Origin of the sequence: Yoonia sp. GPGPB17 (assembly GCF_037892195.1) — a bacterium.
In the GTDB taxonomy this organism is placed as follows: Bacteria; Pseudomonadota; Alphaproteobacteria; order Rhodobacterales; family Rhodobacteraceae; genus Yoonia.
The window spans coordinates 3,278,595-3,301,574 of the sequence record NZ_JATACI010000002.1 but is presented as its reverse complement, the minus strand read 5'-3'; the positions used below and the strand labels follow the sequence as shown (position 1 = coordinate 3,301,574).

Here is a 22,980-nt window from a genome sequence, read left to right as displayed (position 1 = left end):
CTATCTTGTTCACCCAGAATGATTGTCAAAAGATTGCCAAAATCATGCGCCAGCCCGCTGGTCAGCTGCGCGGCCAACTCGCGCCGCTTGGTATGGGCCAAGGCCTGCCGCGCCCGAACCTGTTCGGTCACATTGGCAGACAAAAGATATGCGCCAATGACGTCACCTTCGTCATTGATGTCCGGCGTAAAGGCGACCCGATTGTAGCGGCCAACCTCTTTATGCTCAAATTCAACAACCGGTCCTTCGCCGCGCAAGGTTGCCGCAAAGCCGTCGCGTATCTTGTTGTAGACCTGTTGGCCCAGCGCATCTGACATGTGCTTGCCGACGATGTCGTTGGAGCGCCCCGGGACAATCGAATTCAGTTTGTGATTGGTGTATGTGTAGACACCGTCGCGATCAACGCGGGCAATATGCGCCGGGATCATTGAATTGGTCAGGTTCAGCCTTTCCTGCGATGTCAAAAGCTGGTGCTTGGCCTCTTCCAGCGCCGTGACGGTCGCTGTCAGAGTACGGTTGGCGCGGGCCAGTTCTTCAGAACGGGAAATCAGCTCTTCAGACAGGTTGGCAGAGCGTGAGCGCAAGAGCGCTTCCTGCGTCTTGAGCTCGGTTATGTCCGAGTAAACAGCGACCCAACCGCCCCCCTGAAGCGGGCTGCCCTCAACCGAGATGGTGGTGCCATTGGCCCTGGTGCGTTCAAAATAATGGGGCTCAAAGGCTTTGGCCTGAGCGACCCTTTCCGCCAAAAAATCCTCTACATTCTCAAGGTCGCCATAGTCCCCCCTTTCTGCCAGAATACGCAGCGTTTCCTCAAACGACCCCCCGGTTTCACCAAGGCGTCCGGCAGATCAAACATGCGCTGAAATTGCAGATTCGCGAGAACAAGTCGCAGATCCTGATCATAGATCGAGATAGCCTGCTTGATCAGGTTCAAGCTAAACTTTCGTCAGAACCTCATGCGTCGGGGATTGATGTACCATCCCTTATCTCTAGCAGTAACGCGTCGCGCCACAAGAGTGTGAGGCTTGCAAGGTTTCGCAACATTTCGGATAAAGTTCTGAAAAACTCATCTGTCACAAGAATGACCGAAGACCCTTGGGAGGTGCATTAAGGGTCATTCGGGATTGCGTTTGGGAGGATGCATGACGGATCAAAACCAATCGGAGACTCCGATCTCCGTGCCACAATTGCTGGCACGCAACGCGTCACGTCATGCCGAACAGGCTGCCTACCGTGAAAAGGAATTCGGGATCTGGCAAAGCTGGACCTGGGCCGAAACAGCCGAGGAAGTCGAGGCGCTTGCCTTGGGCCTACTTGATCTGGGCGTAAACAGCGGTGACCACGTGGCCATCGTTGGCCGCAACCGCCCAGCGCTATACTGGTCCATGGTGGCGGTGCAATCTGTCGGGGCGGTCCCGGTCCCCCTATACCAAGACGCCGTGGTCGAAGAAATGACCTATGTCTTGGACAACTGTGGCGCGCGCTTCGCCATTGCAGGCGACCAGGAACAGGTCGACAAGATCATCGAGGCGCAACAAACGGTTCATGGTATTGAGCATGTGATCTACTATGACACACGCGGCATGCGGAAGTATGACCACAGCGAGATCACGTCCTTTGCCGACATTCAGAATGCAGGCCGCGCAGTCGCACCGCGCCTGTCCAAAGAGCTGAACGCGCGGCGTGATGCGCTGAGTTATGACGACACCTGCGTCATGCTCTACACATCCGGCACAACGGGCCGCCCAAAGGGTGTGGTCCTGTCCAATCGCAACGTGATTGAGACATCCAAGAACTCATCCGAGTTTGACCATCTCAGCGCGGGCGAAGAGACGCTGGCCTATCTGCCGATGGCTTGGGTTGGCGATTTCATCTTCTCGGTTGGTCAGGCCTATTGGTCTGCTTTCTGCGTGAACTGCCCTGAGAGCGCAGAGACGATGAACACCGATCTGCGTGAGATCGGACCGACATATTTCTTTGCACCCCCGCAGTTTTTGAAGGTCACCTGACTCAGGTTATGATCCGCATGGAAGACGCCAGCCGTTTTAAGCGCTGGATGTTCAGCTATTTCATGGAGCGCGCCAAGACCATCGGGCCCAAGTTGCTGGACGGCAAGCCGGTCAGCGCAGGCGAGCGGCTGACCTACGCCCTTGGCAAGTTTCTGGTCTATGGCCCGCTGAAGAACCGTCTGGGGATGAGCCGCGTGCGCGTGGGCTATACTGCGGGCGAAGCCATTGGACCCGAGCTCTTTGATTTCTACCGCAGTCTTGGGATCAACCTCAAACAGCTGTATGGGCAGACCGAGGCGACTGTCTTTATCACCCAGCAACCCGATGGCGAGGTGCGGTCTGACACTGTTGGCGTCCCATCACCGGGTGTAGAACTGAAAATCGCTGAAAGCGGTGAGGTCTTCTACCGCTCACCGGGGACCTTTGTAGAATACTACGGCAACCCAGACAGTACCGCGTCAACCAAAGACCCGCAGGGGTGGGTTGCGACCGGTGATGCTGGATTTATCGAGGAAGATTCAGGCCATCTGCGTATCATCGACCGGATCAAGGATGTGTCCAAAATGGCGGATGGCAGCCTGTTTGCGCCGAAGTACATCGAAAACAAGCTGAAATTCTATCCCAACATTCTGGAAGCCGTCGTCTTTGGCGCCGCCCGTGACCGCTGCACCGCCTTTATCAACATTGACCTGACCGCGGTGGGCAATTGGGCCGAGCGTAACAACATCGCCTATTCCAGCTATCAGGAATTGTCGCAACACCCCCAAGTGCTTGATACTGTATTGGCGCATGTGAATGCCGTGAACGAGAGCGTCTCGCAAGACGACATGCTGGCAGCGTGCCAGATCCATCGTTTCCTTGTGCTGCACAAGGAGCTGGACGCAGATGATGGCGAGATGACGCGCACGCGCAAAGTGCGTCGAGCCGTGATTGCCGAAAAGTATCATGACCTGATTGATGCGCTCTATAGCGGGTCCGATACCGTCTACACCGAAACCGAAGTCACCTATGAGGACGGGCGCAAAGGTAAAATCAAGGCCACGCTTGATATCCGTGATGCAACTGTCGTTGCGAAAACAAAGGTGGCCGCATGAGCATGGATACTGTCTTGGACAAAGACGCGCCTTATGTGACCGAGGATGGGCGCCAGATCGGTGGCGTCATGATGGATTTGCGCAACATTACGTTGCGGTTTGGCGGTGTCGAGGCGATCAAGGATATCAGCTTTGATATCCGCGAAGGCGAAATTCGCGCGATCATCGGGCCGAATGGCGCCGGTAAATCGTCGATGCTGAATGTGATCTCGGGCTTTTACAAACCGCAGGAAGGCGAGGTGTATTTCCGCGGCCAAAAGCGCCCTGCCCTCAAGCCATTTCAGGTTGCACGTCAGGGCGTTGCCCGGACTTTCCAGAATATCGCGTTGTTTGAAGGCATGTCAGTCCTCGACAACATTATGACCGGTCGCATGGGGCACATCAAAAGCAACATGCTGTCGCAGGCGATCTGGGCTGGAAAAGCGCAACGCGAAGAAAACGAAAACCGCGAGGCGGTGGAACGTGTCATCGATTTTCTGGAGATTCAGGCGATCCGCAAAACGCCAGTGGGCCGTTTGCCCTATGGTTTGAAGAAACGCGTTGAGTTGGCACGCGCCTTGGCCGCAGAACCTGATCTGCTGCTGCTGGATGAACCCATGGCTTAGCATGAACGTCGAGGAGAAAGAGGATATGAGCCGCTTTATCCTGGATGTGAACGATGAGTTCGGCACCACAATTGCCCTGATCGAACACGACATGGGCGTGGTCATGGACCTGTCCGACCGCGTGGTCGTGATGGATTACGGCCGCAAGATTGGCGATGGCACCCCTGACGAAGTGCGCAACAATCAAGAGGTGATCGACGCCTATCTGGGGGTGTCTCATGATTAACTCTGACATCTGGTGGAGGGCATCTTATGTCCACTGACTTCCTCTATGGCATCGAAGTTGTGATCAATGGCCTGATGGTAAGCGTGCTCTATGCCCTTGTCGCCCTTGGGTTCGTTCTGATCTACAAGGCATCCGGCATCTTCAACTATGCCCAAGGCGTGATGGCGCTGTTCTCGGCCCTTACCCTGGCCGGGATCATGTCGGGCCAAGTGCCCTTCGCACATCTGATCAACGCGATTTTTGGGACCGACATCCACTACTTCGGGTGGAACGTGCCTGTGCTGGCCGCGATTGTTCTGACACTGATCGTTATGGTTATTTTCGCATGGGGCGTACAGCGGTTCGTGTTCCGACACCTCGTTGGACAAGAACCCATCATTCTGTTTATGGCCACCATCGGGCTTGCCTACTTCCTAGAAGGTGTTGGTGATCTGATGTGGGGGTCTGATATCAAGACGCTCGCCGTCGGCTTGCCGCAGGGCGGATCGCGCTTTGTGGAAGATGCCACTGCGGGCCTCGGCGGTGACGACTTTTTCGGCTTCTTCATCGACAAGCTCGATATGGTAGCAACGGTTGTTGCGGTCATTCTTGTGGCTGGGCTGATTGCCTTTAGCCAATACACTAAGCAAGGCCGCGCAATGCGCGCTGTGGCGGATGATCACCAAGCAGCTTTGTCCGTCGGCATTTCGCTCAACTTCATCTGGGTGCTGGTGTGGTCGCTGGCAGGGCTTGTCGCCTTGGTCGCGGGGATCATGTGGGGGGCGAAGTCTGGCGTGCAATTCTCGCTGTCCCTGATCGCGTTGAAAGCGCTACCGGTTTTGATGCTAGGCGGCTTCACCTCAATCCCCGGTGCGATTGTTGGCGGGCTGATCATCGGGGTTGGTGAGAAGCTGTTCGAATATCTGATCGGTGCGCCATTCCTTGGCGGTGCGACCGAAAACTGGTTCGCCTATGTGCTAGCGCTGCTGTTTCTGGTGTTTCGTCCACAAGGCCTATTCGGGGAGCGGATTATTGAACGTGTGTGACAAGACAATCCGCATGAAGGGGACCGCAAATGCTCTATCGTGAAGCCGGTGATTTCAAGACATCCTATGTCGCGGATAATCAAACCTTTCCACTCAAACTGGATCGGGTCGGATTCTGGGTGACGATGGCCATTGCCTGGTTGGTGATCCCCTTCGTGATCAATGACTATTGGGCCAGTTCGCTATTGGTGCCATTCCTGATCTACGCGATTGCCGCTATCGGGTTGAACATCCTGACCGGTTATTGCGGTCAGGTGTCATTGGGTACAGGCGGTTTTATGGCTGTGGGGGCCTATGCCTGCTACAAGCTGATGACGTCGTTCCCGGATGTGAACATCATGATCCACATCGTCTTGGCGGGTGGGATCACCGCTGCGGTAGGCGCGGCTTTTGGGTTGCCCAGCCTGCGGATCAAAGGGTTCTACCTTGCGGTAGCGACACTGGCTGCGCAGTTCTTCCTCGTCTGGCTCTTCAACAAGGTCAGCTGGTTTTATAACTACTCGGCCTCTGGTCAAATCAGCGCGCCAGAACGACTGGTCGCAGGGGTGGCCGTCACCGGCCCGGCAACACCCGCATGGGCGCAATATCTGATCTGTCTATTCTTCGTAACCATCTGCGCGGTCATCGCGCGCAACCTGACACGCGGCACGATTGGCCGGTCATGGATGGCAATCCGCGATATGGATATCGCCGCTGAGATCATCGGCGTGAACCCGTTGAAAGCCAAACTGACCGCCTTTGCCGTCAGTTCATTCTTTGTGGGTATCGCAGGCGCATTGTTCTTTGCCGTCTATCTGGGTGCGGTCGAAGTGGGCGAAGCCTTTGGCATTCAAAAATCATTCCTTGTCTTGTTCATGATCATCATCGGCGGGCTTGGGTCGATCTTTGGTAGCTTTGCCGGGGCGGCATTCCTTGTATTGCTACCCGTAGCACTGAAGTGGTTGGGCGTGGACGTCATGGGTTGGCCCACTGATTTGGTCGCGCATTTCCAACTGGTGATTGTTGGCGCGCTGATCATGTTTTTCCTGATCAAGGAACCACACGGGCTGGCGCAGCTTTGGCGTTTGGCGAAAGAGAAATTACGGCTTTGGCCGTTCCCGCACTAATGGGTGGAAATACCCAAAATCCAATCGGAAAACCTATGGGAGGAGAAAACCGATGAAAATGAAGAGACTGGCCGCAATGGCCTTGGCAGGCACGCTTGCCGCCGCACCGGCGATGGCCGAACTGGTCATTCCTGACCTGTCATATCGTACCGGGCCTTATGCCGCTGGCGGCACACCGTTCTCGGACGGGTATCAGGACTATTTCAATCTGCTGAACGCGCGTGACGGCGGTATCGGCGGTGAGGCGATCCGCATCGTGGAATGCGAGACGGGTTACAACACCGAAAAAGGTGTTGAGTGCTACGAAAGCACCAAAGGCGAAGGCGCCTTGATCTATCAACCGCTCTCTACCGGCATCACCTATCAGATCATCCCCAAGGCAACGGTCGATGAAATCCCGATCCACACGATGGGCTATGGCCGGACATCGGCGGCTAATGGTGAGGTGTTCAACTGGGTCTTCAACTACCCTGCGAACTATTGGGACGCTGCATCTGTGATGGTGAACTACCTGCTGGAGGAAAACGGTGGTGATCTGTCAGGCAAGTCAATCGCGCTGGTCTATCATAACTCGGCCTATGGCAAAGAGCCTATCCGCACGCTGGAAGAACTGTCCGCGATGCATGGCTTTGAGCTGAGCCAGTTGGCCGTTGATCACCCCGGTCAGGAACAGAAATCACAGTGGCTGCAAATCCGTCGTGAGCGTCCTGACTATGTCCTGATGTGGGGCTGGGGCGTCATGAACCAGGTTGCCGTGCAAGAAGCCGCAAACATTGGTTTCCCGATGGAAAACTTCATCGGGAACTGGTGGGCCGGTGCCGAGCATGATGTGACCCCCGCGGGCGCTGGTGCTGATGGCTACAAGTCACTCAACATGAACCGTGTTGATGCGGACCTGCCGGTCTTTGCTGAAATCCAGTCGCTTGTTCATGATGCGGGCAATGCAGCCGGTGACGGATCAAACGTGGGTTCGGTTCTCTATACCCGCGGCATGTATGCGGCGATGTTGGCGGCTGAGGCGATTGCCAACGCGCAGGAGATCCATGGTGTCACTGACGTAACTGCGGCAATGGTACGCGACGGTATGGCGTCATTGGAAATCACCGAAGCACGCATGGCCGAACTGGGGATGTCCCAGATTGGCCCGGAATTCAGCGTGTCATGTGAAAACCACGGCGGCTCCGGTCTTGGGATTGTCCAGCAGTGGAATGCGGCTGACGGCCAGTGGGTCGCTCTGACCGACTATATCGCGCCCGATGACAGTGTGATTGATCCGCTGATCGCGGCTGATTCAGCTGCGTTTGCAGCAGAGAACAGCATCGAGCCGGGCTGCCTCTAAACATCGACCGGGTGGCCTTGTACGGGCCACCCGAACCCCACAAACGAATGATGGATCAAAGCGCCATGCTGGATGATACGAAAGTTGAGACCCTGTTAGAGGTCAACAACATCGAAGTGATCTATAACCACGTGATCCTTGTGCTGAAGGGTGTGTCCTTGAACGTGCCCAAAGGTGGGATCACGGCCCTTCTGGGCGGCAACGGCGCTGGTAAGACAACGACGCTGAAAGCTATTTCGAACCTGCTGCATTCTGAACGCGGTGAGGTGACCAAGGGCTCAATCACCTATCGTGGCGAGCGCGTGCAAGACAGCTCACCCTCTGATCTGGTCAAGCGCGGCGTCATTCAGGTGATGGAAGGCCGCCACTGTTTCGAACACCTGACCATCGAAGAAAACCTGATGACCGGCGCCTACACGCGGCGCGATGGCAATGCCAAGGTGAGTGATGACCTTGATTTGGTCTACAACTATTTCCCACGGCTGAAAGAACGGCGCAAAAGTCAGGCTGGCTATACCTCTGGCGGCGAACAGCAAATGTGCGCCATCGGACGCGCGTTGATGTCGCGGCCCGAGACGATCCTGCTGGATGAACCATCCATGGGCCTTGCCCCGCAACTGGTGGAAGAGATTTTCACGATCGTGAAGAACCTGAACGAACAGGAAGGTGTGTCCTTCCTGCTGGCCGAACAGAACACCAATGTTGCGCTGCGCTTTGCCCATCATGGCTACATCCTTGAAAGCGGCCGTGTTGTGATGGAAGGTCCTGCGGCAGAGTTGCGCGACAACCCCGATGTGAAAGAATTCTATCTGGGCATGTCCGACGAGGGCCGCAAATCATTCCGCGATGTGCGAAGTTATCGCCGCCGCAAGAGGTGGCTGGCATGAGCGGGTTGGACCCACGCGAAACGCGTTCGGCAGATGCGCGCGAAGCCGATCAGTTGGCGCAACTCAAGACGCAACTGGACCGCGACACCGCCGATCAAATCACATCACTTGCCGATCTGGCAAAGCTGCCAGTGTTGCGTAAATCGGAGCTAAGCAAGGCGCAGGCCGCCAATCCGCCCTTCGGAGGTATTCCGACAAAGGGCATCACACGACTTTTCCAATCGCCTGGACCAATCTATGAGCCCGGAGGCGCGGGTGCGGACTGGTGGCGATTTGCGAGCGCGTTGCGCGCTGCGGGCATCGGTGAAGGGGATGTGGTGCAGAATACGTTCTCATACCACTTCACGCCTGCTGGCGCGATGTTTGAAAGCGCCGCCATTGCCGTGGGTGCGCAGATCTTTGGCGCGGGGCCCGGTCAGACCGAATTGCAGGTCCGCGCCGCATATGATCTGGGCGTCACGGCCTATGCGGGAACGCCCGACTATTTGGGTGCGATCCTTGAGAAAGCAGACGAGATGGGCGTTGATCTGCAGCGTATCACTAAGGCGCTGGTGTCAGGCGGGCCATTGTTTCCCCCGGTGCGGCAGGCTTACGCCGAACGTGGCATCACTTGCCTGCAATGCTATGGCACCGCAGATGTTGGTAACATTGCTTACGAAACCGTCGCCGATGCGCCAATGATCGTTGATGAAGGCGCATTGGTCGAAATCGTGACACCCGGCACCGGCGATCCGGTCGCCCCCGGCGAAATTGGCGAGGTCGTCGTGACGCCGTTGAACCTCGATTACCCGTTGGTGCGATTTGCAACAGGCGATCTGTCTGCCGTTGTCTCTGGCCTGTCTGCCTGTGGGCGCACCAATATGCGTCTTGCTGGCTGGAAAGGCCGCGCAGATCAGGCCACCAAGATCAAAGGCATGTTCGTGCGCCCTGAGCAGGTCGCCGACCTTGTGTCCCGCATGCCGACCGTCGCACGTGCACGCGTAGAGGTGACCCATGATGGACAGCGCGATGAAATGACACTGAAGCTGGAAACAAAAGAGACAGACAGCACAGCGTTTGAAACAATTACCCGCGAGATTCTCAAGCTAAACGCGACGATACAATTGGTCGCGCCAGGGCAACTGCCGCGTGATGGGGTGGTCATTGCAGATCTGCGATAACAACTGGTAGAACGTAGGGTCGATGGTGTTTTCTCAGCCGAAGGTGCGCCAGTTGCTGCCGCATGAGGCATAACAAAACATAAGTGCTGAACAAAGAGAGGCATGCATCGCCAATGCCTGTGATTGCTGACATGCAACTGGCACGGGCTACCCCATTACACCCCGGCGGATCAGATTGGCACCGGCAATGATCAAGACCCACAGTGTCACACGCCGAAACCGTTCCTGATCGAACCTGTCGCCAAGACGAAACCCCAGCCACATTCCAATCAAAGCGGGCGGCACAAGCGCTGCTGAGAAGCTCCAGGTTTGTGCGTTCAGAATGCCTGATTGTAAGTGCCCCACCAACAGCATCACGGATCCAAGCCCGTAGATGACACCTTGCACTGACATCTGCCGTTCGCGCGGTGTATTCAACGCCAGAAGATACAATACTGTCGGCGGGCCCCAAGTGCCTGCCAATCCGCCCAGAACACCAGCCAACCAGCCCGCCACCCATTCAAAGGGCCGCCGCCACCGCGGTGTGATCTGAGGACGCCATCCAATCAGTTGAATAAAGCAAAGACCAACAACCGGGACACCGAGGACAACAAACATTACATTGCTGGGAATGCTGCGTACAAACTGTGCTGCGACAAGGATCATGACACAGACCACCAGAATGTAGCGCCAATGTTCCTTCAACGCCGCTTGCGCATTCCCGATACCCGACCGCGCCACTTGCAGACCATTGCTGATCACAATCGGAATGACGATGCCAGCAACCACCAATTCTGGCGGAATCAGGATACCCATGCCGGAAATCATGATCAGAGGCATCGCAAACCCTACGGCCCCTTTGACAAATCCGCCCACCAGTGTCACCGCAAAGGCAAAGGCAAAAATCGCTGGTGTGATAAGGAGCGAAAACTCGGGCATAGCCTGTCTTACGACATTGCGCAGGACATGCCAGCGTGAAATCAGATGCGACATTTTTGTGCGTTCAAATGTGTCACAGTGAATAATTATTGCGCTGCAACTGCAAAATGATTATCTCTGCATCTGCAAATTGATAGGAGTCGCGAAATGGCGCATGATGGTCAGGATATGACGTTACAACAAAACCCGGTTCTGGCTAACCTATTGGCGCTTACTGCGGATGCGATCCCGGCTGTCGAGGATGTTTTGTCCCGCGCTAAAGAGGCCGTGCGGGCTCTGGTGACGGATGACACGCGGATTTCCGGGAAACTGATCGAAGAGCACCAGACAGCGGCCCATGGCCTTGCGTGGCTAGCCACCTACGCGCAGTCCTTGCAACAAATGCAAAACTGGGCCGAACGTCTCCAAGAAGCAGGTAAGTTTAGCGAAGTCGAACAACTAATCCACCAGATCGCCTTTGGCGAGTACCTTTGGCAGATCTACGGCGGCATCCCAATGAGTCAGGGCGAAATCATGCGTCTGCAAGACATCGGCCTTTCGCAAGATGACATGCGGGCGCTGATGCGGCCCGCTGTGATGACCCTCACCCAATCAGGCAACACCCAGGCGGCGCGGATGCGGCTGGTCGAGCTGATGGAGGAGCAGTCAGCGAACATCACCGTCGGTGCTTCTGGCCTTGATGAAGAGCTTGAGATGATCCGCGAACAGTTCCGCCGCTTCAGCATCGAGCGGGTGGAACCGGATGCGCATGACTGGCACCTGAAAGACGATTTGATCCCGCTTGAGATCATTGATGAGATGGCCGAAATGGGCGTCTTTGGCTTGACCATCCCCGAGGAATACGGCGGTTTTGGCCTGTCTAAGGCATCAATGTGCGTCGTCTCAGAAGAGCTGTCGCGCGGTTATATTGGCGTCGGCTCACTGGGCACGCGATCTGAGATTGCCGCCGAATTGATCCTTTGCGGCGGCACCGAAGAGCAGAAACAGCACTGGCTGCCGGGTCTCGCCTCTGCCGAAATCCTGCCAACAGCGGTGTTTACAGAGCCGAACACAGGGTCCGACCTTGGCAGCCTGCGCACCCGTGCCGTCAAGAAAGGCGATGACTGGGAAGTCACTGGTAACAAAACCTGGATCACTCATGCGACCCGGACCCATGTCATGACCATGCTGGCCCGGACCGATCCTGAAGCAACCGATTACCGTGGTCTGTCTATGTTTCTGGCGGAAAAAACACCCGGCACCGAAGACAACCCCTTCCCCACCCCCGGCATGACGGGTGGTGAGATAGAGGTGCTCGGCTATCGGGGAATGAAGGAATACGAACTGGCCTTCGACGGCTTTGCGATCAAAGGCGAGAACTTGCTCGGCGGCGAGACCGGCAAGGGCTTCAAGCAACTGATGCAAACATTTGAAAGCGCGCGCATTCAAACTGCAGCACGGGCTGTTGGCGTGGCGCAGTCGGCGCTCGATGTGGGTATGCAGTACGCGCAGGATCGCAAACAGTTCGGCAAATCGCTCATCAATTTCCCCCGTGTGGCTGGCAAACTGGCGATGATGGCGGTTGAGATCATGATCGCCCGCCAACTCACCTACTTCAGCGCTGATGAAAAAGACAACGACCGCCGCTGCGATCTAGAGGCAGGGATGGCCAAACTGCTGGGCGCGCGTGTTGCTTGGGCATGCGCCGACAACGCGCTGCAAATCCACGGCGGTAACGGATTTGCCTTGGAATACAAGGTAAGCCGAATCCTGTGTGACGCGCGCATTCTGAACATCTTTGAAGGTGCTGCCGAAATTCAGGCGCAGGTGATTGCACGTCGCTTGCTGGATTAGGTTGCTTTTGGCGCGCCCCTCGCTAAGTGCTGATGGGTAGCGCGAAAAGGAGCCTCACTTGCAAAAGACCGTCCTGATGACCGGTGCATCCGGGTACATCGCCAAACATATCGCCTTGCAGTTGCTTGAGGCTGGCTACCGCGTACGCGGAACCGTTCGCAGCCTCGCACGCGGCGCCGAGGTGGCCGATGCTGTGCGTCCGCACCTAAGCGACACAACTGACCTCGAAAACAGGCTGACATTTGTTGCACTGGACCTGTCCTCAGACGATGGGTGGGACGATGCGATGGCCGGGGTGGATGTCTTGATGCACACAGCTTCGCCATTTCCTCTGACGCAGCCCAAAAACGCAGATGATTTGATCCGCCCTGCTGTTGATGGCGCCTTGCGCGCGCTACGGGCGGCTCATAAAGCAGGTATTTCAAGAGTGGTCTTCACATCCTCGACAGCCGCCATCATGGGGTCCGCTTTACCGGCTGGTGACAGCGCATTTGACGAAACCAACTGGACCGATCCCACCGATCCGAAACTGACAGCCTATACCCGTTCAAAAACATTGGCTGAACAGGCCGCATGGCAATTCGTCCAAGATGAAGCGCCTGACATGAAATTGACGGTCGTTAATCCGGGGTTTGTGCTGGGTGCACCACTGGACCAGAAATTCGGGACATCGATCCAGGTCGTGGAGCGTTTGCTGAGGGGCAAGGACCCGATGCTGCCAAACATCGGGTTCAGCACGGTGGATGTACAGGACGTCGCCGAAATGCATGTTGTGGCCATCGACAAGCCAGAAACCCACGGCCAGCGCATCATGACGGTCGATACATTCCTCAGCTTCAAAGAGCTTGCTCAGGCCATCAAGACGGCACATCCGGATCGGCGGATCGTGACGCGTGTTGCGCCTGATTTCCTGATCCGGTTCCTTGGACGCTTTGATCCTGCGATCAAGTCCATCATCCCCAGTCTTGGGCGCGTAGAAAAAGTAAACAACGCCCGTGCCATCAAAACCTTGGGCCGCGGAATGCGACAAGCACACAAGGCAGCGGCGGCCTCTGCAACGTACCTGATTGACAACAAACTGGCTTAAGCGCTCTCTGCGCGGACAATCGCATCTATCAAACGGGCCCGGGCCGCTGGCATGGGATGGTCACCCAGCCCTTTGATCAGGCGATGTTCAATAAAATAGCCAGTGGTTCCCAACGCCTTTGCTATTTCTGCATGCGACGCATCACCTTGGCCCGCGAGCACCTGCGGCAATGGCAACATGCGGTCTGCCCATTCGCCAGCTGCCGCGCGGCTGACGGCGCGCCCGGACTTGGGTGAGACATAGATCAGATCCTCATTGACCCCGCGTACAGCGCAGGCGGATAGGTCCAACCCAAACCCCATTTCCTCTAACAACGCCTGCTCCCATCGCAAATATGCCAGGGGCCAGACATCCGACTGCCCCAAAAGATCAAGCAAAGCTACTGTCCGCTCATAGAGCGGCGCGTGGGCCTCACGCTCTGGCAGCACCATTGCCAGTAGACTGCAAACCGCATTCAGCCCCGCCAAAGCGAGCCTGTCCCCCATCGCGGCGGCGGCACGGCTGCGGATCGGTTCAACTGTAAAGCTGCCAAGATGGCTATCCAGCCGCGCCTTCCAAGTGACCGCTACTTGTGCGCCGGGTTGCAGCACCGGGGCAAGTTTGCGACTGGTCCCGCCACGCACAACACCTGCATGGCGCCCATGTTCAGCACTAAACACCTCAACAATCACCGAGGTTTCGCCAAACGGACGCGAAGAAAGCAACGCGGCTTCATCCTGCCATGCGATCATCTGACCGGGTCTCTGTCTTTGATACTGCTCGTCATCTTGGCACATAAACTCCGGCAACAGGCACAAAAGTCAATCAAGCCCGGGTTCATCCAGCAAATGACGGCCAAGTCTGTCCTCAACCTCTATAACCCAAAGATCGGGATCAAAGCTGCGTTGTTTGGCCACGGATACGTCGACCTCTGCCTCGTCGCCCTCAACCAGAACCACCCATTTGCGGTCACCGGTCATCAGATCAAAGCTGCGCTGATAGCAACAGGCCTTGCCATCCAGCGTGTTCAGTTTGATGAGTACGGCCCCTGCCGTACTGTCGCCACGCTGTACGATGAAGGCAGGCACGTCGATCAGGCGCAGACGGGTCAGATAGGCCGCAACCCAGATGTCCGCCGTTAGCCTCAAGCGTTACCGTCTTTGAAATCGAGGCCCATCTCCGAGTAACGTTCGGATTCTTCCAGCCAGTTGGGGCGTACCTTCACCTTGACAAACAAGTGCACACGGCGACCAAGGAACTCCTCCAGCTCAAGCCGTGACGCCTGGCTGATCGCCTTGACCGTCTCGCCGCCTTTGCCCAAGACGATACCCTTGTGGCCGTCACGGGCAACATAAATCAACTGATCAATACGGGCAGAACCATCCGGGCGCTCTTCCCAGTTCTCCGTCTCGACTGTCAGCTCATAGGGCAGTTCCTGATGAAGGCGCAGGGTTAGCTTTTCGCGCGTCATCTCTGCCGCGATCATCCGCATCGACAGATCGGCAATCTGGTCTTCAGGGTACAGGAAAGGTCCCTCAGGTACTTGGGTTGTCAGCCAATCGCGCAAGGCGTCGCAGCCGTGTCCGCGCTCGGCCGATATCATGAAGGTTTCGGCAAAGGCGAAAGCCTCGTTCATCTCTTTTGTCAGCGCCAAGAGAACCTCAGACTTCACCTTGTCGATCTTGTTGATCGCCAAAGCGACGGGTGATGTGCCTGCCCGCTCCGCCAGCGTCTCAAGGATCGCCTTTACACCATCCGTGATCCCACGATGTGCCTCGATCATCAGGACCACAACATCGGCGTCGGCCGCACCGCCCCATGCGGCGGCAACCATCGCCCGGTCCAGACGACGACGTGGTTTGAACAGCCCCGGTGTGTCAATGAAGATCAACTGCGCATTCTCTGCCATTGCCACACCACAGAATCCGCGCGCGCGTTGTCTGCACTTTATGTGTGACGATTGACACTTTCGCCCCGACCATCCGGTTCAGCAGCGTCGATTTACCTGCATTTGGTTCACCAATTAGGGCCACAAAGCCAGCTTTGGTTGGCGCGTCGGTCATGTGTCGACTTTCTCTAAGAGGGCCGCAGCCGCAGCCTGTTCAGCATGCCGTTTGGAACCCGCCGTGGCTTTCTCGGACAGGCCCGAGGCCAAACGCACCTCAATCGTAAACACTGGCTGGTGATCAGGTCCAGTGCGCGCCACCTCTACGTATTGTGGCGGAACTTCGCCCCGCGCCTGTGCCCATTCCTGCAGCGCTGTCTTGGCGTCACGTGCATCAGCGGCAACATTGTGAATACGGTCGCCCCACAAGCGCAGGATCGCCGCGCGGGCGGCATCAAAACCACCGTCTTGATAGACCGCCGCAATCACAGCCTCCATCGCATCCGCCAGCAAAGCCTCTTTGCGACGACCGCCCGACTTCATCTCAGAGCGGCCAAGCTTGAGAACAGCCCCCAAATCAATTTGACGGGCGACATCCGCGCAAGCCTCACGGCGCACAAGAGCGTTGTAGCGAGGAGCAAGTAGACCTTCAGGAGCGGACGGATCGGCCGCGAGCAAGGCTTCCGCCATCACCAGCCCCAAAACGCGATCACCCAAAAATTCGAGCCGCTGATTGTCGTCACGGTGCGGGCTGACAATCGAAGAATGCGTGACCGCGCGGATCAAGACCTCGGGCTTAGCAAAACTATGCCCCAGCCTTTGGGAAAAGGCGTTGAGTTCTGCTGAGAGCTTCAATCGAGCGCCTTGAAGAAACGATCAGACCGCCATGTCCAGAAGGCGAACATGGACCTGCCTGCAGATGAGAACATCACGCGGTCCGCCCTGCCAACGATATCCTTGCGTTCGACAAAACCCACGCCACGGGCCGCTTGCGCAACACGACTATCGGTAGAGTTGTCACGGTTGTCACCCATGAAGAAAAACTGACCTTCAGGTACGGTGAAGACACCGGTGTTGTCCGTGGGCCGCGGCGCGATATCAAGGATTGCGTGGCTGACCCCATTTGGCAGTATTTCAATGAACCGCTGTTTCTCGCACACCGCCCCAAATCCAACAGCACCATTGGCGCACTGCGGGCGCAAACCAAGCGGGCCTTGCGGTTCCATGATTTCATTGAAGGTTCCAGCAGCCTCGACCTGCACGGGTTCGTCGTTGATCTGCAGCACACCGTCAATCATCTGAATGCGGTCACCAGGGACGCCGATCAGACGTTTGATAAAATCGCGCCCGTCGACGGGATGGCGGAACACAACGATATCGCCGCGCTCCGGGTCGGCCCCAAAAATACGATCTTCGCGGTCTTCAATGAAGCCACAAAAATCATCGGCGCCAATATCAATACCAAGCCGCTGGATGCGGATCGATGGGCAAGATGCGTAGGAATACCCGTAAGCCATTTTGTTGACGAACAAGAAATCACCGATCAGAAGCGTGTCCTTCATTGATCCGGACGGAATCCAGAATGGCTGAAAGAAGACCGTGCGGAAAATCCCTGCAATGACCAGCGCCCAGAACACCGTTTTCACGGTTTCGACGAGCCAGGCAACAAATCCTGTGTTCTCAGCTTTTTCGGCCATTGCCTGATCCTTGATGTGGTTTGAGGCTACATGAGGGTGTGGGCTGATGCTGTCAAGCGATGGGCCGCGCTTCGATGACCACAAAGGCCTGTGCCCAAGGGTGATCATCGGTCAAAGTCACGTGAATAATGGCCTCATGCCCCGGTGGGGTCATTTGATCCAGCCGTTCTTTGGCCCATCCAGTAACCGCCATCACTGGTTGGCCCGTGCGCAGATTGGACACGGCCATGTCCTTCCACGAAATGCCCATCCGCAGGCCGGTGCCCAGCGCTTTAGAGCACGCCTCTTTGGCGGCCCAGCGTTTGGCGTAGGTCCCGGCGACGTCTTTGCGCCGCTCGGCTTTGCGCTGTTCGATATCGGTAAAGACACGATTGCGAAAACGATCGCCGAACCGATCAAGCGTTCCGGCTATCCGTTCGATATTTGCCAGATCTGTGCCGACACCAAGGATCATGAGGTGACAGCCATATCGATCACGGAAATACCGTTGACGCCACCGCGACAGATTCTCACCAAACGCTGACCAAGCTCATTGTGTTCTGGATTGAGGATATACCTCCGTGACGTGTCTTCATCAGCAAAGTGACAGATAAAGGCGTATGTGCAGTCCGTTGACATGCCTTCAAAGTCTTTGTTGGGACCGTGTTCGAGCACCTGAAAACCATCAAGCCTATGACGCAGGTCATCAAGGCCTTCCATGATCGCGGTCAATTCCGCCGGATTGTAATCAGGATCAAGATCAAGCAAAACGATATGCTTGATCATTTGCGGGCCTCATCCATGATATGCCGCATTTCTTCAATGGCTAAGCGCGAGCCCGCGAAAAATCGCCTCGCCAATGATGAAATGGCCAATATTGAGCTCGACCACCTGTGGCAGCGCTGCAATCGGTCTGACGCAATCATATGTCAACCCATGCCCGGCATGGACTTCAAGTCCCAGATCATCCGCAAACGCGGCCATGTCGGTCAGCTTGCGCAGTTCCTCATCCCGCATGTCAAAGCGGCCTTCAGCATGCGCGTCGCAATAAGCCCCCGTATGCAGTTCGATCACTTCCGCCCCGATCCGGTGTGCCGCTTCGATCTGGCGCTGGTCGGCAGCAATGAAGATCGACACACGGCATCCCGCATCGCGCAATGGTGCGATGTAGTGCGCCAAGGCGTTTTCCTCGCGGGCCACCTCAAGTCCGCCTTCGGTGGTGCGTTCCTCACGTTTCTCTGGCACGATACAAACCGCATGTGGTTTATGCCTAAGAGCAATGGCTTGCATTTCTTCAGTCGCTGCCATCTCAAAGTTCAGCGGGCCTTTCAGGGCAGCCATCAAACCTTCGATATCAACGTCCGAGATATGTCTGCGATCTTCGCGCAGATGGGCGGTGATGCCATCAGCGCCAGCTTCCTCTGCAATGACGGCCGCGCGGATCGGATCGGGCACTGTACCACCGCGCGCATTCCTTACAGTCGCGACGTGGTCGATGTTCACGCCAAGGCGCAGTCTCTGTGTCATCTTCGGTAGTCCTTCAATACCTTAGCTCGAGCGATTAACCTCATCGCTAGGTGATGTCTTTTTCTTCAACTGGTCAAGCTTTGCCAGCAATGCTTTTTTACGGCGCTTTTGATAAGCACCGATGACGGGCACTGACAAATAATAAGCAATGGTCGCAATGATCAGGCCCGGAATGATCCCGCCGACAAGGTAGGGAAAGAAAACATCGTCATAAAACACCTGCAAACCACGCCAATTGATCCGGTCCGGCGTAAAGATCGCAACGATGTTGTTCCACAGATCATAACTGGCATCGGCGAATTTCTGACCAAGGTGATCATTGCGCCCGGGCGGAAGGCCCAGCATCCATGACCCCAAACTGATCGACAGGTAGCCAATCGCAGGGAAAGTCAGCGGATTGCCAAAAAATGTTGCCATCAGAGCCGCAAGGATATTACCCCGCATGAGGCGTGCGACGATGGCCGCAAACACAAAGTGCAGACCAAAAAGCGGTGTGAAACAGATGAACACGCCCGCCCAGATGCCGCGGCTGATCTTTTGCGGTGTATCTGGCAGCCGCCGCACACGGTGTTTGACGTACTCAAAGGCACGGGTCCAGCCACCGCGGGGATAGAAGAAATCCAACACGACCTGCCAGATCGCGCGTCTATCCCTGCGTTTGAAGACCAATACTCATCATCCTTCCCTGCGAGGTGTCCCCGCGCCCAGAGCCGAAAGCCCCGGATCTTTGTGCCGCACAATCGACGACACATTGCTTTCTGCCTCAAGCGCGGTCTGAATGCGGTGCAAATGCTCCGCGTCGCGCAGATCTACGTCAATCAATAATCTAAAATAGTCTGGTTTCCGGTCAATGAATTTGAGGTCAGAGATATTGGCGTTCTGTTCGCCAATTAATGTGCAAATACGTCCCAATACGCCAGAATCATTCGCAATCGTAGCGTCAAAGGTGACAGTATTCACGGCGCCATGCGTGCCCTCTTGCCAATGCAGATCGATCCAGCGCTCTGGCTGATCCTCATAGTCGGCCAACGCCGCGCAATCGATGGCATGGACCACAACACCTTGGCCGCGAAATGCGATGCCGAGTATGCGCTCCCCCGGTACCGGTTGGCAGCAGGCCCCACGCTGCTGCACCTGATCAGGCGCCAAACCGACGACTGCACGGCCCTGATCGATCTCTTCGCCTTGCGCGTGCTCAAGCTCAGGATAAATGGCCGTCACGACCTTGCGCCCGGTAATCTCGGCGCTGCCAAGACGGGCAAGCAGTTCATCTACACCATCGATCGCCAGTGCCTTGGCCGCTGTGCCCAGCGCCTTTTCGGTACTTTTTTTGCCGACATTCTCGAATGCGACACGCGCCAACTCCCGCCCAAGCCGGACAAACCGCTCGCGGTCCTCTTCACGCAAGGATCTGCGGATCGCCGTCTTGGCGCGACCGGTGACGGCAATGTCGATCCAAGTGGCCTGAGGTGTCTGACCCTCAGCCGTAATAACCTCAACCGATTGACCATTCTTGAGACGGGTCCAAAGCGGCACACGCAGCCCATCAACCTTTGCCCCCACACAAGCAGACCCAATTCGCGTGTGGATCGCATAAGCAAAATCAATCGGTGTCGCCCCGCGCGGCAGTTTGATCACATCGCCCTTGGGGGTGAAGCAGAACACCTGATCCAGATACATCTCAAGCTTGACGGCTTCGAGGAATTCATCGTGGTCCTGATCTTCGTCCAGCCGTTCGGTCAGCGACGAAATCCATTTCACCGGGTCGACGGCAAAGCGGTTCTCGACCCGCTCGCCATTCTTGTAAGACCAATGCGCCGCTACACCTGTTTCAGCTACCTCGTGCATTTCGCGGGTCCGGATCTGCACCTCAACTTGTTTGCCGTCGCGACCGGACACGGTTGTGTGGATCGAGCGATAGCCGTTGGACTTAGGCTGGCTGATGTAGTCTTTGAATCGCCCCGGCACTGCGCGCCAGCGCTGATGAATCGCCCCGAGCACCCGATAGCAATCAGCCTCTGTCGCGACAATGATGCGGAAGCCGTAGATATCTGCAAGACGGCTGAAACCCTGTTCTTTTTCCTGCATTTTACGCCAGATCGAATAGGGTTTTTTCGCGCGACCGACGACGTCGGCTGTGATACCGGCCTTCTCCATTTCAACGCGCATATCGGCCGTGATCTTCTGGATCACGTCACCAGTTTCGCGTTGGAGCGTGATAAAGCGGCGGATGATCGAATTCCGGCCCTCCGGGTTGAGTACACGGAAAGACAGGTCCTCAAGCTCTTCCCGCATCCATTGCATACCCATGCGGCCCGCGAGCGGCGCAAAGATATCCATCGTCTCACGGGCCTTTTGGGCCTGTTTTTCGGGGCGCATGGATTTGATCGTCCGCATATTGTGCAAACGATCGGCGAGTTTGACCAAGGTCACGCGCAAATCCCGTGATGTGGCCATGAACAGTTTGCGAAAATTCTCGGCCTGCTTGGTTTGTGTCGAGGTCAGCTGCAAATTTGTCAGCTTGGTTACGCCATCCACCAGCTCGGCGATTTCACGGCCAAATCGTTCTTCGACAGCAGCAAAGGACGCCTTAGTGTCTTCAATCGTGTCATGCAGCAAAGCGGTGACAAGGGTCGCATCATCCATCTGCTGTTCGGCCAGAATGCTGGCGACGGCGACAGGGTGGGTGAAATAGGGTTCACCAGAATGGCGAAATTGCCCCTCGTGCATTTCAGCACCAAAGGCAAAAGCATCGCGCAACAGCGCCTGATTGGAATTGGGGTTGTAGGTGCGGACCAGTGCAATCAGATCATCAGCTGTCGTCATCTGGTCCCGCGCCTATCCATGTAAGGCCGGTAGAGCGGCCTTAACGCTGCCCTTGCGCATCCATCAATGCGCGCAGCAATTTCTCTTCTGACATATCATCTTCAGCTGGCTTGTCGGTCTCAGCACCCATCAGAAGGGACATGCTGTCCTCTTCCGGCTCATCCACTTCAATCTGCGTCTGGTTCGCTTCGATCATGCGCTCGCGCAGATCAGCGGCCTGCTGCGTTTCTTCAGCGATCTCACGCAGCGAAACGACCGGATTCTTGTCATTGTCACGGTTCACTGTGATCGGCGCGCCAGAGGATATTTCGCGGGCACGATGTGCCGCGAGCATCACAAGCTCAAAACGGTTTGGAACTTTATCGACGCAATCTTCTACGGTGACGCGGGCCATTGGCGTACTCCAGTCGGGTCATAGGGGCATAAGAAGCCGCTTACTTAGAGGCTTCAAGCCAGATTGACAAGGGCTTGAGACGCGCGGATGTGCAGTTTTCTAAAGGGTCGTCGGATCACTTATTCGGGTCACCTCAGCACGCAGATCAACGGGTATATCTGCGCAGAATTGTGCAATGCTGCGGCGGAGAAGCGGATGTTGCCAGTCTGGTGCAACATCCAATAGCGGTACTAACACAAAGGCACGATCCTGAAGGCGGGGATGTGGCAGGATCAGCTCTTGGGGGGTCATGCGTTGCTGATCAGACAACGACAGGTCGCGCCACTTTTGATGTTCGGTGACGTCGGGCATCACGACATCGCCAAGCGCAATCAGGTCCAGATCAAGCGTGCGCTGGCCCCAACGCTGCGCGCGTTTGCGCCCAGCTTGCGCCTCGATATCATGCAACGCACCCAACAGATCCCGGGCAGAAAGCGTTGTCTCGATCGCCATTGCGGCGTTCACATAGTCCGGGCCAGCGCCCACCGGAAACGCAGGTGTGGCAAATAGTCCGCTCGCGCGCGCTGCCGATGGGGCAATTGCGGCGGCCAAAAGCATAGCCTTTTGTACAGTTTCCCTTGCGTCACCCCAAACTGAATTTTCGTTGCTGCCAAGGGCGATAAGCGCGAGTTGGCCGAATTGAGGTACATTCATCTCTTGTCTCAAGCTTGAAAACCTTTACATCACTTTCAGTCTTGCAGCTTCATATCACTCACGAACGCAAATTACTGGCAAGACCATATTTGGAAGGACGACCCATGTTTTATCGGGACGAGCGATTGGCGCTCTTCATCGATGGATCAAACCTATATGCAGCGGCCAAGTCGCTCGGCTTTGACATCGACTACAAACTCCTGCGGCAGGAATTTATGCGTCGCGGAAAGATGCTTCGAGCATTCTATTACACTGCCTTGCTTGAAAACGACGAGTACTCACCGATTCGTCCGCTGGTCGATTGGTTGAACTACAACGGCTTCACGATGGTCACGAAGCCTGCCAAAGAATACACAGACAGCATGGGTCGCCGTAAGGTGAAGGGCAATATGGACATCGAACTGACGGTCGATGCCATGGAACTCGCGCCACATGTTGATCACGTGGTATTATTCTCGGGCGACGGCGATTTCCGGCCACTGGTCGAGGCCCTGCAACGCAAAGGCGTGCGTGTGTCGGTCGTCTCGACGATTCGCAGCCAACCACCCATGATCGCGGATGAGCTGCGGCGTCAGGCTGACAACTTTATCGAGTTGGATGAGTTGCGTGATGTCGTCGGTCGCCCAACGCGCGAACCCCGCGCAGAGCCACAGCAACAGCAAGACGAAGTCACGCAGGAAACCTGATCTGATTGCGCCCGCGCCGAGCGCG

General features: G+C 56.3%; 19 protein-coding genes and 5 pseudogenes. 10 read left to right on the top strand and 14 right to left on the bottom strand.

What is annotated here, in order from left to right:
* Positions 1-173 precede the first annotated feature (173 nt).
* Positions 174-934 (bottom strand): annotated as a pseudogene (locus QTO30_RS17380) (PAS-domain containing protein); the annotation flags it as partial.
* 208 nt (positions 935-1,142) lie between these two features.
* On the opposite strand from QTO30_RS17380, the pseudogene QTO30_RS17375 reads away from it, so the two are divergent.
* The 7 genes and pseudogenes from QTO30_RS17375 (at position 1,143) to QTO30_RS17345 (ending at position 9,451) form a co-directional block, all read left to right on the top strand.
* A pseudogene (locus QTO30_RS17375) lies at positions 1,143-3,103 on the top strand (AMP-binding protein).
* Between the two features lie 2 nt (positions 3,104-3,105).
* Positions 3,106-3,934 (top strand): annotated as a pseudogene (locus QTO30_RS17370) (ABC transporter ATP-binding protein).
* Positions 3,935-3,960: 26 nt separating this feature from the next.
* A complete protein-coding gene (locus QTO30_RS17365; RefSeq protein ID WP_340425317.1) occupies positions 3,961-4,959 on the top strand; it encodes a branched-chain amino acid ABC transporter permease in 999 nt (332 codons plus the stop codon).
* A gap of 29 nt (positions 4,960-4,988) precedes the next feature.
* Positions 4,989-6,065, top strand: coding sequence for a branched-chain amino acid ABC transporter permease (locus tag QTO30_RS17360; protein WP_340425316.1), 1,077 nt, complete (start codon positions 4,989-4,991; stop codon positions 6,063-6,065).
* A 52-nt stretch (positions 6,066-6,117) separates the two neighbouring features.
* Positions 6,118-7,404 (top strand): ABC transporter substrate-binding protein, encoded by a 1,287-nt coding sequence (locus QTO30_RS17355; RefSeq protein ID WP_340425315.1) that lies wholly within the window; start codon positions 6,118-6,120, stop codon positions 7,402-7,404.
* Positions 7,405-7,469: 65 nt separating this feature from the next.
* Positions 7,470-8,291: an ABC transporter ATP-binding protein gene (locus QTO30_RS17350; RefSeq protein ID WP_340425313.1), complete on the top strand. Its 822-nt coding sequence runs from the start codon at positions 7,470-7,472 to the stop codon at positions 8,289-8,291.
* Positions 8,288-9,451 carry a phenylacetate--CoA ligase family protein gene (locus tag QTO30_RS17345; protein ID WP_340425310.1) on the top strand — a complete coding sequence of 388 codons (1,164 nt, stop codon included), beginning with the start codon at positions 8,288-8,290 and terminating at the stop codon, positions 9,449-9,451. Before QTO30_RS17350 ends, QTO30_RS17345 begins: the two co-directional genes overlap by 4 nt.
* A gap of 147 nt (positions 9,452-9,598) precedes the next feature.
* Here QTO30_RS17345 and QTO30_RS17340 read toward each other — a convergent pair whose 3' ends face one another.
* Complete coding sequence (locus QTO30_RS17340) at positions 9,599-10,423, bottom strand: sulfite exporter TauE/SafE family protein (RefSeq protein ID WP_340425309.1); 825 nt, start codon at positions 10,421-10,423, stop codon at positions 9,599-9,601.
* 93 nt (positions 10,424-10,516) lie between these two features.
* On the opposite strand from QTO30_RS17340, the gene QTO30_RS17335 reads away from it, so the two are divergent.
* Positions 10,517-12,202, top strand: coding sequence for an acyl-CoA dehydrogenase family protein (locus QTO30_RS17335; RefSeq protein WP_340425308.1), 1,686 nt, complete (start codon positions 10,517-10,519; stop codon positions 12,200-12,202).
* 58 nt (positions 12,203-12,260) lie between these two features.
* Positions 12,261-13,289: an SDR family oxidoreductase gene (locus QTO30_RS17330; RefSeq protein WP_340425307.1), complete on the top strand. Its 1,029-nt coding sequence runs from the start codon at positions 12,261-12,263 to the stop codon at positions 13,287-13,289.
* On the opposite strand, the gene recO is transcribed toward QTO30_RS17330, so the two are convergent.
* The 12 genes and pseudogenes from recO to folK all read right to left on the bottom strand — a co-directional run bounded on the left by recO (position 13,286) and on the right by folK (position 22,281).
* Positions 13,286-14,020, bottom strand: a complete 735-nt coding sequence (recO, locus tag QTO30_RS17325; protein ID WP_340425962.1) for a DNA repair protein RecO — start codon at positions 14,018-14,020, stop codon at positions 13,286-13,288. The genes QTO30_RS17330 and recO overlap by 4 nt on opposite strands.
* 69 nt (positions 14,021-14,089) lie before the next feature.
* The gene (locus QTO30_RS17320; protein ID WP_340425305.1) at positions 14,090-14,416 is read right to left on the bottom strand and encodes a DUF1491 family protein; all 327 of its coding nucleotides are present in this window, start codon (positions 14,414-14,416) and stop codon (positions 14,090-14,092) included.
* Positions 14,413-15,331, bottom strand: a pseudogene (era, locus tag QTO30_RS17315) (GTPase Era). Before era ends, QTO30_RS17320 begins: the two are co-directional and overlap by 4 nt.
* A complete protein-coding gene (gene rnc / locus QTO30_RS17310) occupies positions 15,328-16,008 on the bottom strand; it encodes a ribonuclease III (protein ID WP_340425303.1) in 681 nt (226 codons plus the stop codon). The pseudogene era and the gene rnc overlap by 4 nt, the downstream one beginning before the upstream one ends.
* Positions 16,005-16,850 carry a signal peptidase I gene (gene lepB, locus QTO30_RS17305; RefSeq protein WP_340425302.1) on the bottom strand — a complete coding sequence of 282 codons (846 nt, stop codon included), beginning with the start codon at positions 16,848-16,850 and terminating at the stop codon, positions 16,005-16,007. The genes rnc and lepB overlap by 4 nt, the downstream gene beginning before the upstream one ends.
* 52 nt (positions 16,851-16,902) lie before the next feature.
* Entirely contained in the window at positions 16,903-17,304 is a 402-nt protein-coding gene (acpS, locus tag QTO30_RS17300) for a holo-ACP synthase (protein ID WP_340425301.1), read from the bottom strand.
* Positions 17,301-17,615, bottom strand: a complete 315-nt coding sequence (locus tag QTO30_RS17295) for a Dabb family protein (protein WP_340425300.1) — start codon at positions 17,613-17,615, stop codon at positions 17,301-17,303. The genes acpS and QTO30_RS17295 overlap by 4 nt, the downstream gene beginning before the upstream one ends.
* Positions 17,612-18,356: pseudogene (locus QTO30_RS17290) on the bottom strand (pyridoxine 5'-phosphate synthase). The gene QTO30_RS17295 and the pseudogene QTO30_RS17290 overlap by 4 nt, the downstream one beginning before the upstream one ends.
* A 21-nt stretch (positions 18,357-18,377) precedes the next feature.
* Positions 18,378-19,025: a DUF2062 domain-containing protein gene (locus tag QTO30_RS17285; protein WP_340425299.1), complete on the bottom strand. Its 648-nt coding sequence runs from the start codon at positions 19,023-19,025 to the stop codon at positions 18,378-18,380.
* A gap of 6 nt (positions 19,026-19,031) precedes the next feature.
* Positions 19,032-21,182 (bottom strand): RelA/SpoT family protein, encoded by a 2,151-nt coding sequence (locus QTO30_RS17280; RefSeq protein ID WP_340425298.1) that lies wholly within the window; start codon positions 21,180-21,182, stop codon positions 19,032-19,034.
* Positions 21,183-21,222: 40 nt separating this feature from the next.
* Positions 21,223-21,576, bottom strand: coding sequence for a DNA-directed RNA polymerase subunit omega (rpoZ, locus tag QTO30_RS17275; RefSeq protein WP_340425297.1), 354 nt, complete (start codon positions 21,574-21,576; stop codon positions 21,223-21,225).
* A 99-nt stretch (positions 21,577-21,675) separates the two neighbouring features.
* Positions 21,676-22,281 carry a 2-amino-4-hydroxy-6-hydroxymethyldihydropteridine diphosphokinase gene (gene folK, locus QTO30_RS17270; RefSeq protein ID WP_340425296.1) on the bottom strand — a complete coding sequence of 202 codons (606 nt, stop codon included), beginning with the start codon at positions 22,279-22,281 and terminating at the stop codon, positions 21,676-21,678.
* Positions 22,282-22,373: 92 nt separating this feature from the next.
* Here folK and QTO30_RS17265 point away from each other — a divergent pair, with 92 nt between their 5' ends.
* Positions 22,374-22,955 (top strand): LabA-like NYN domain-containing protein, encoded by a 582-nt coding sequence (locus QTO30_RS17265; RefSeq protein ID WP_340425295.1) that lies wholly within the window; start codon positions 22,374-22,376, stop codon positions 22,953-22,955.
* The last annotated feature ends 25 nt before the right edge of the window (positions 22,956-22,980 follow it).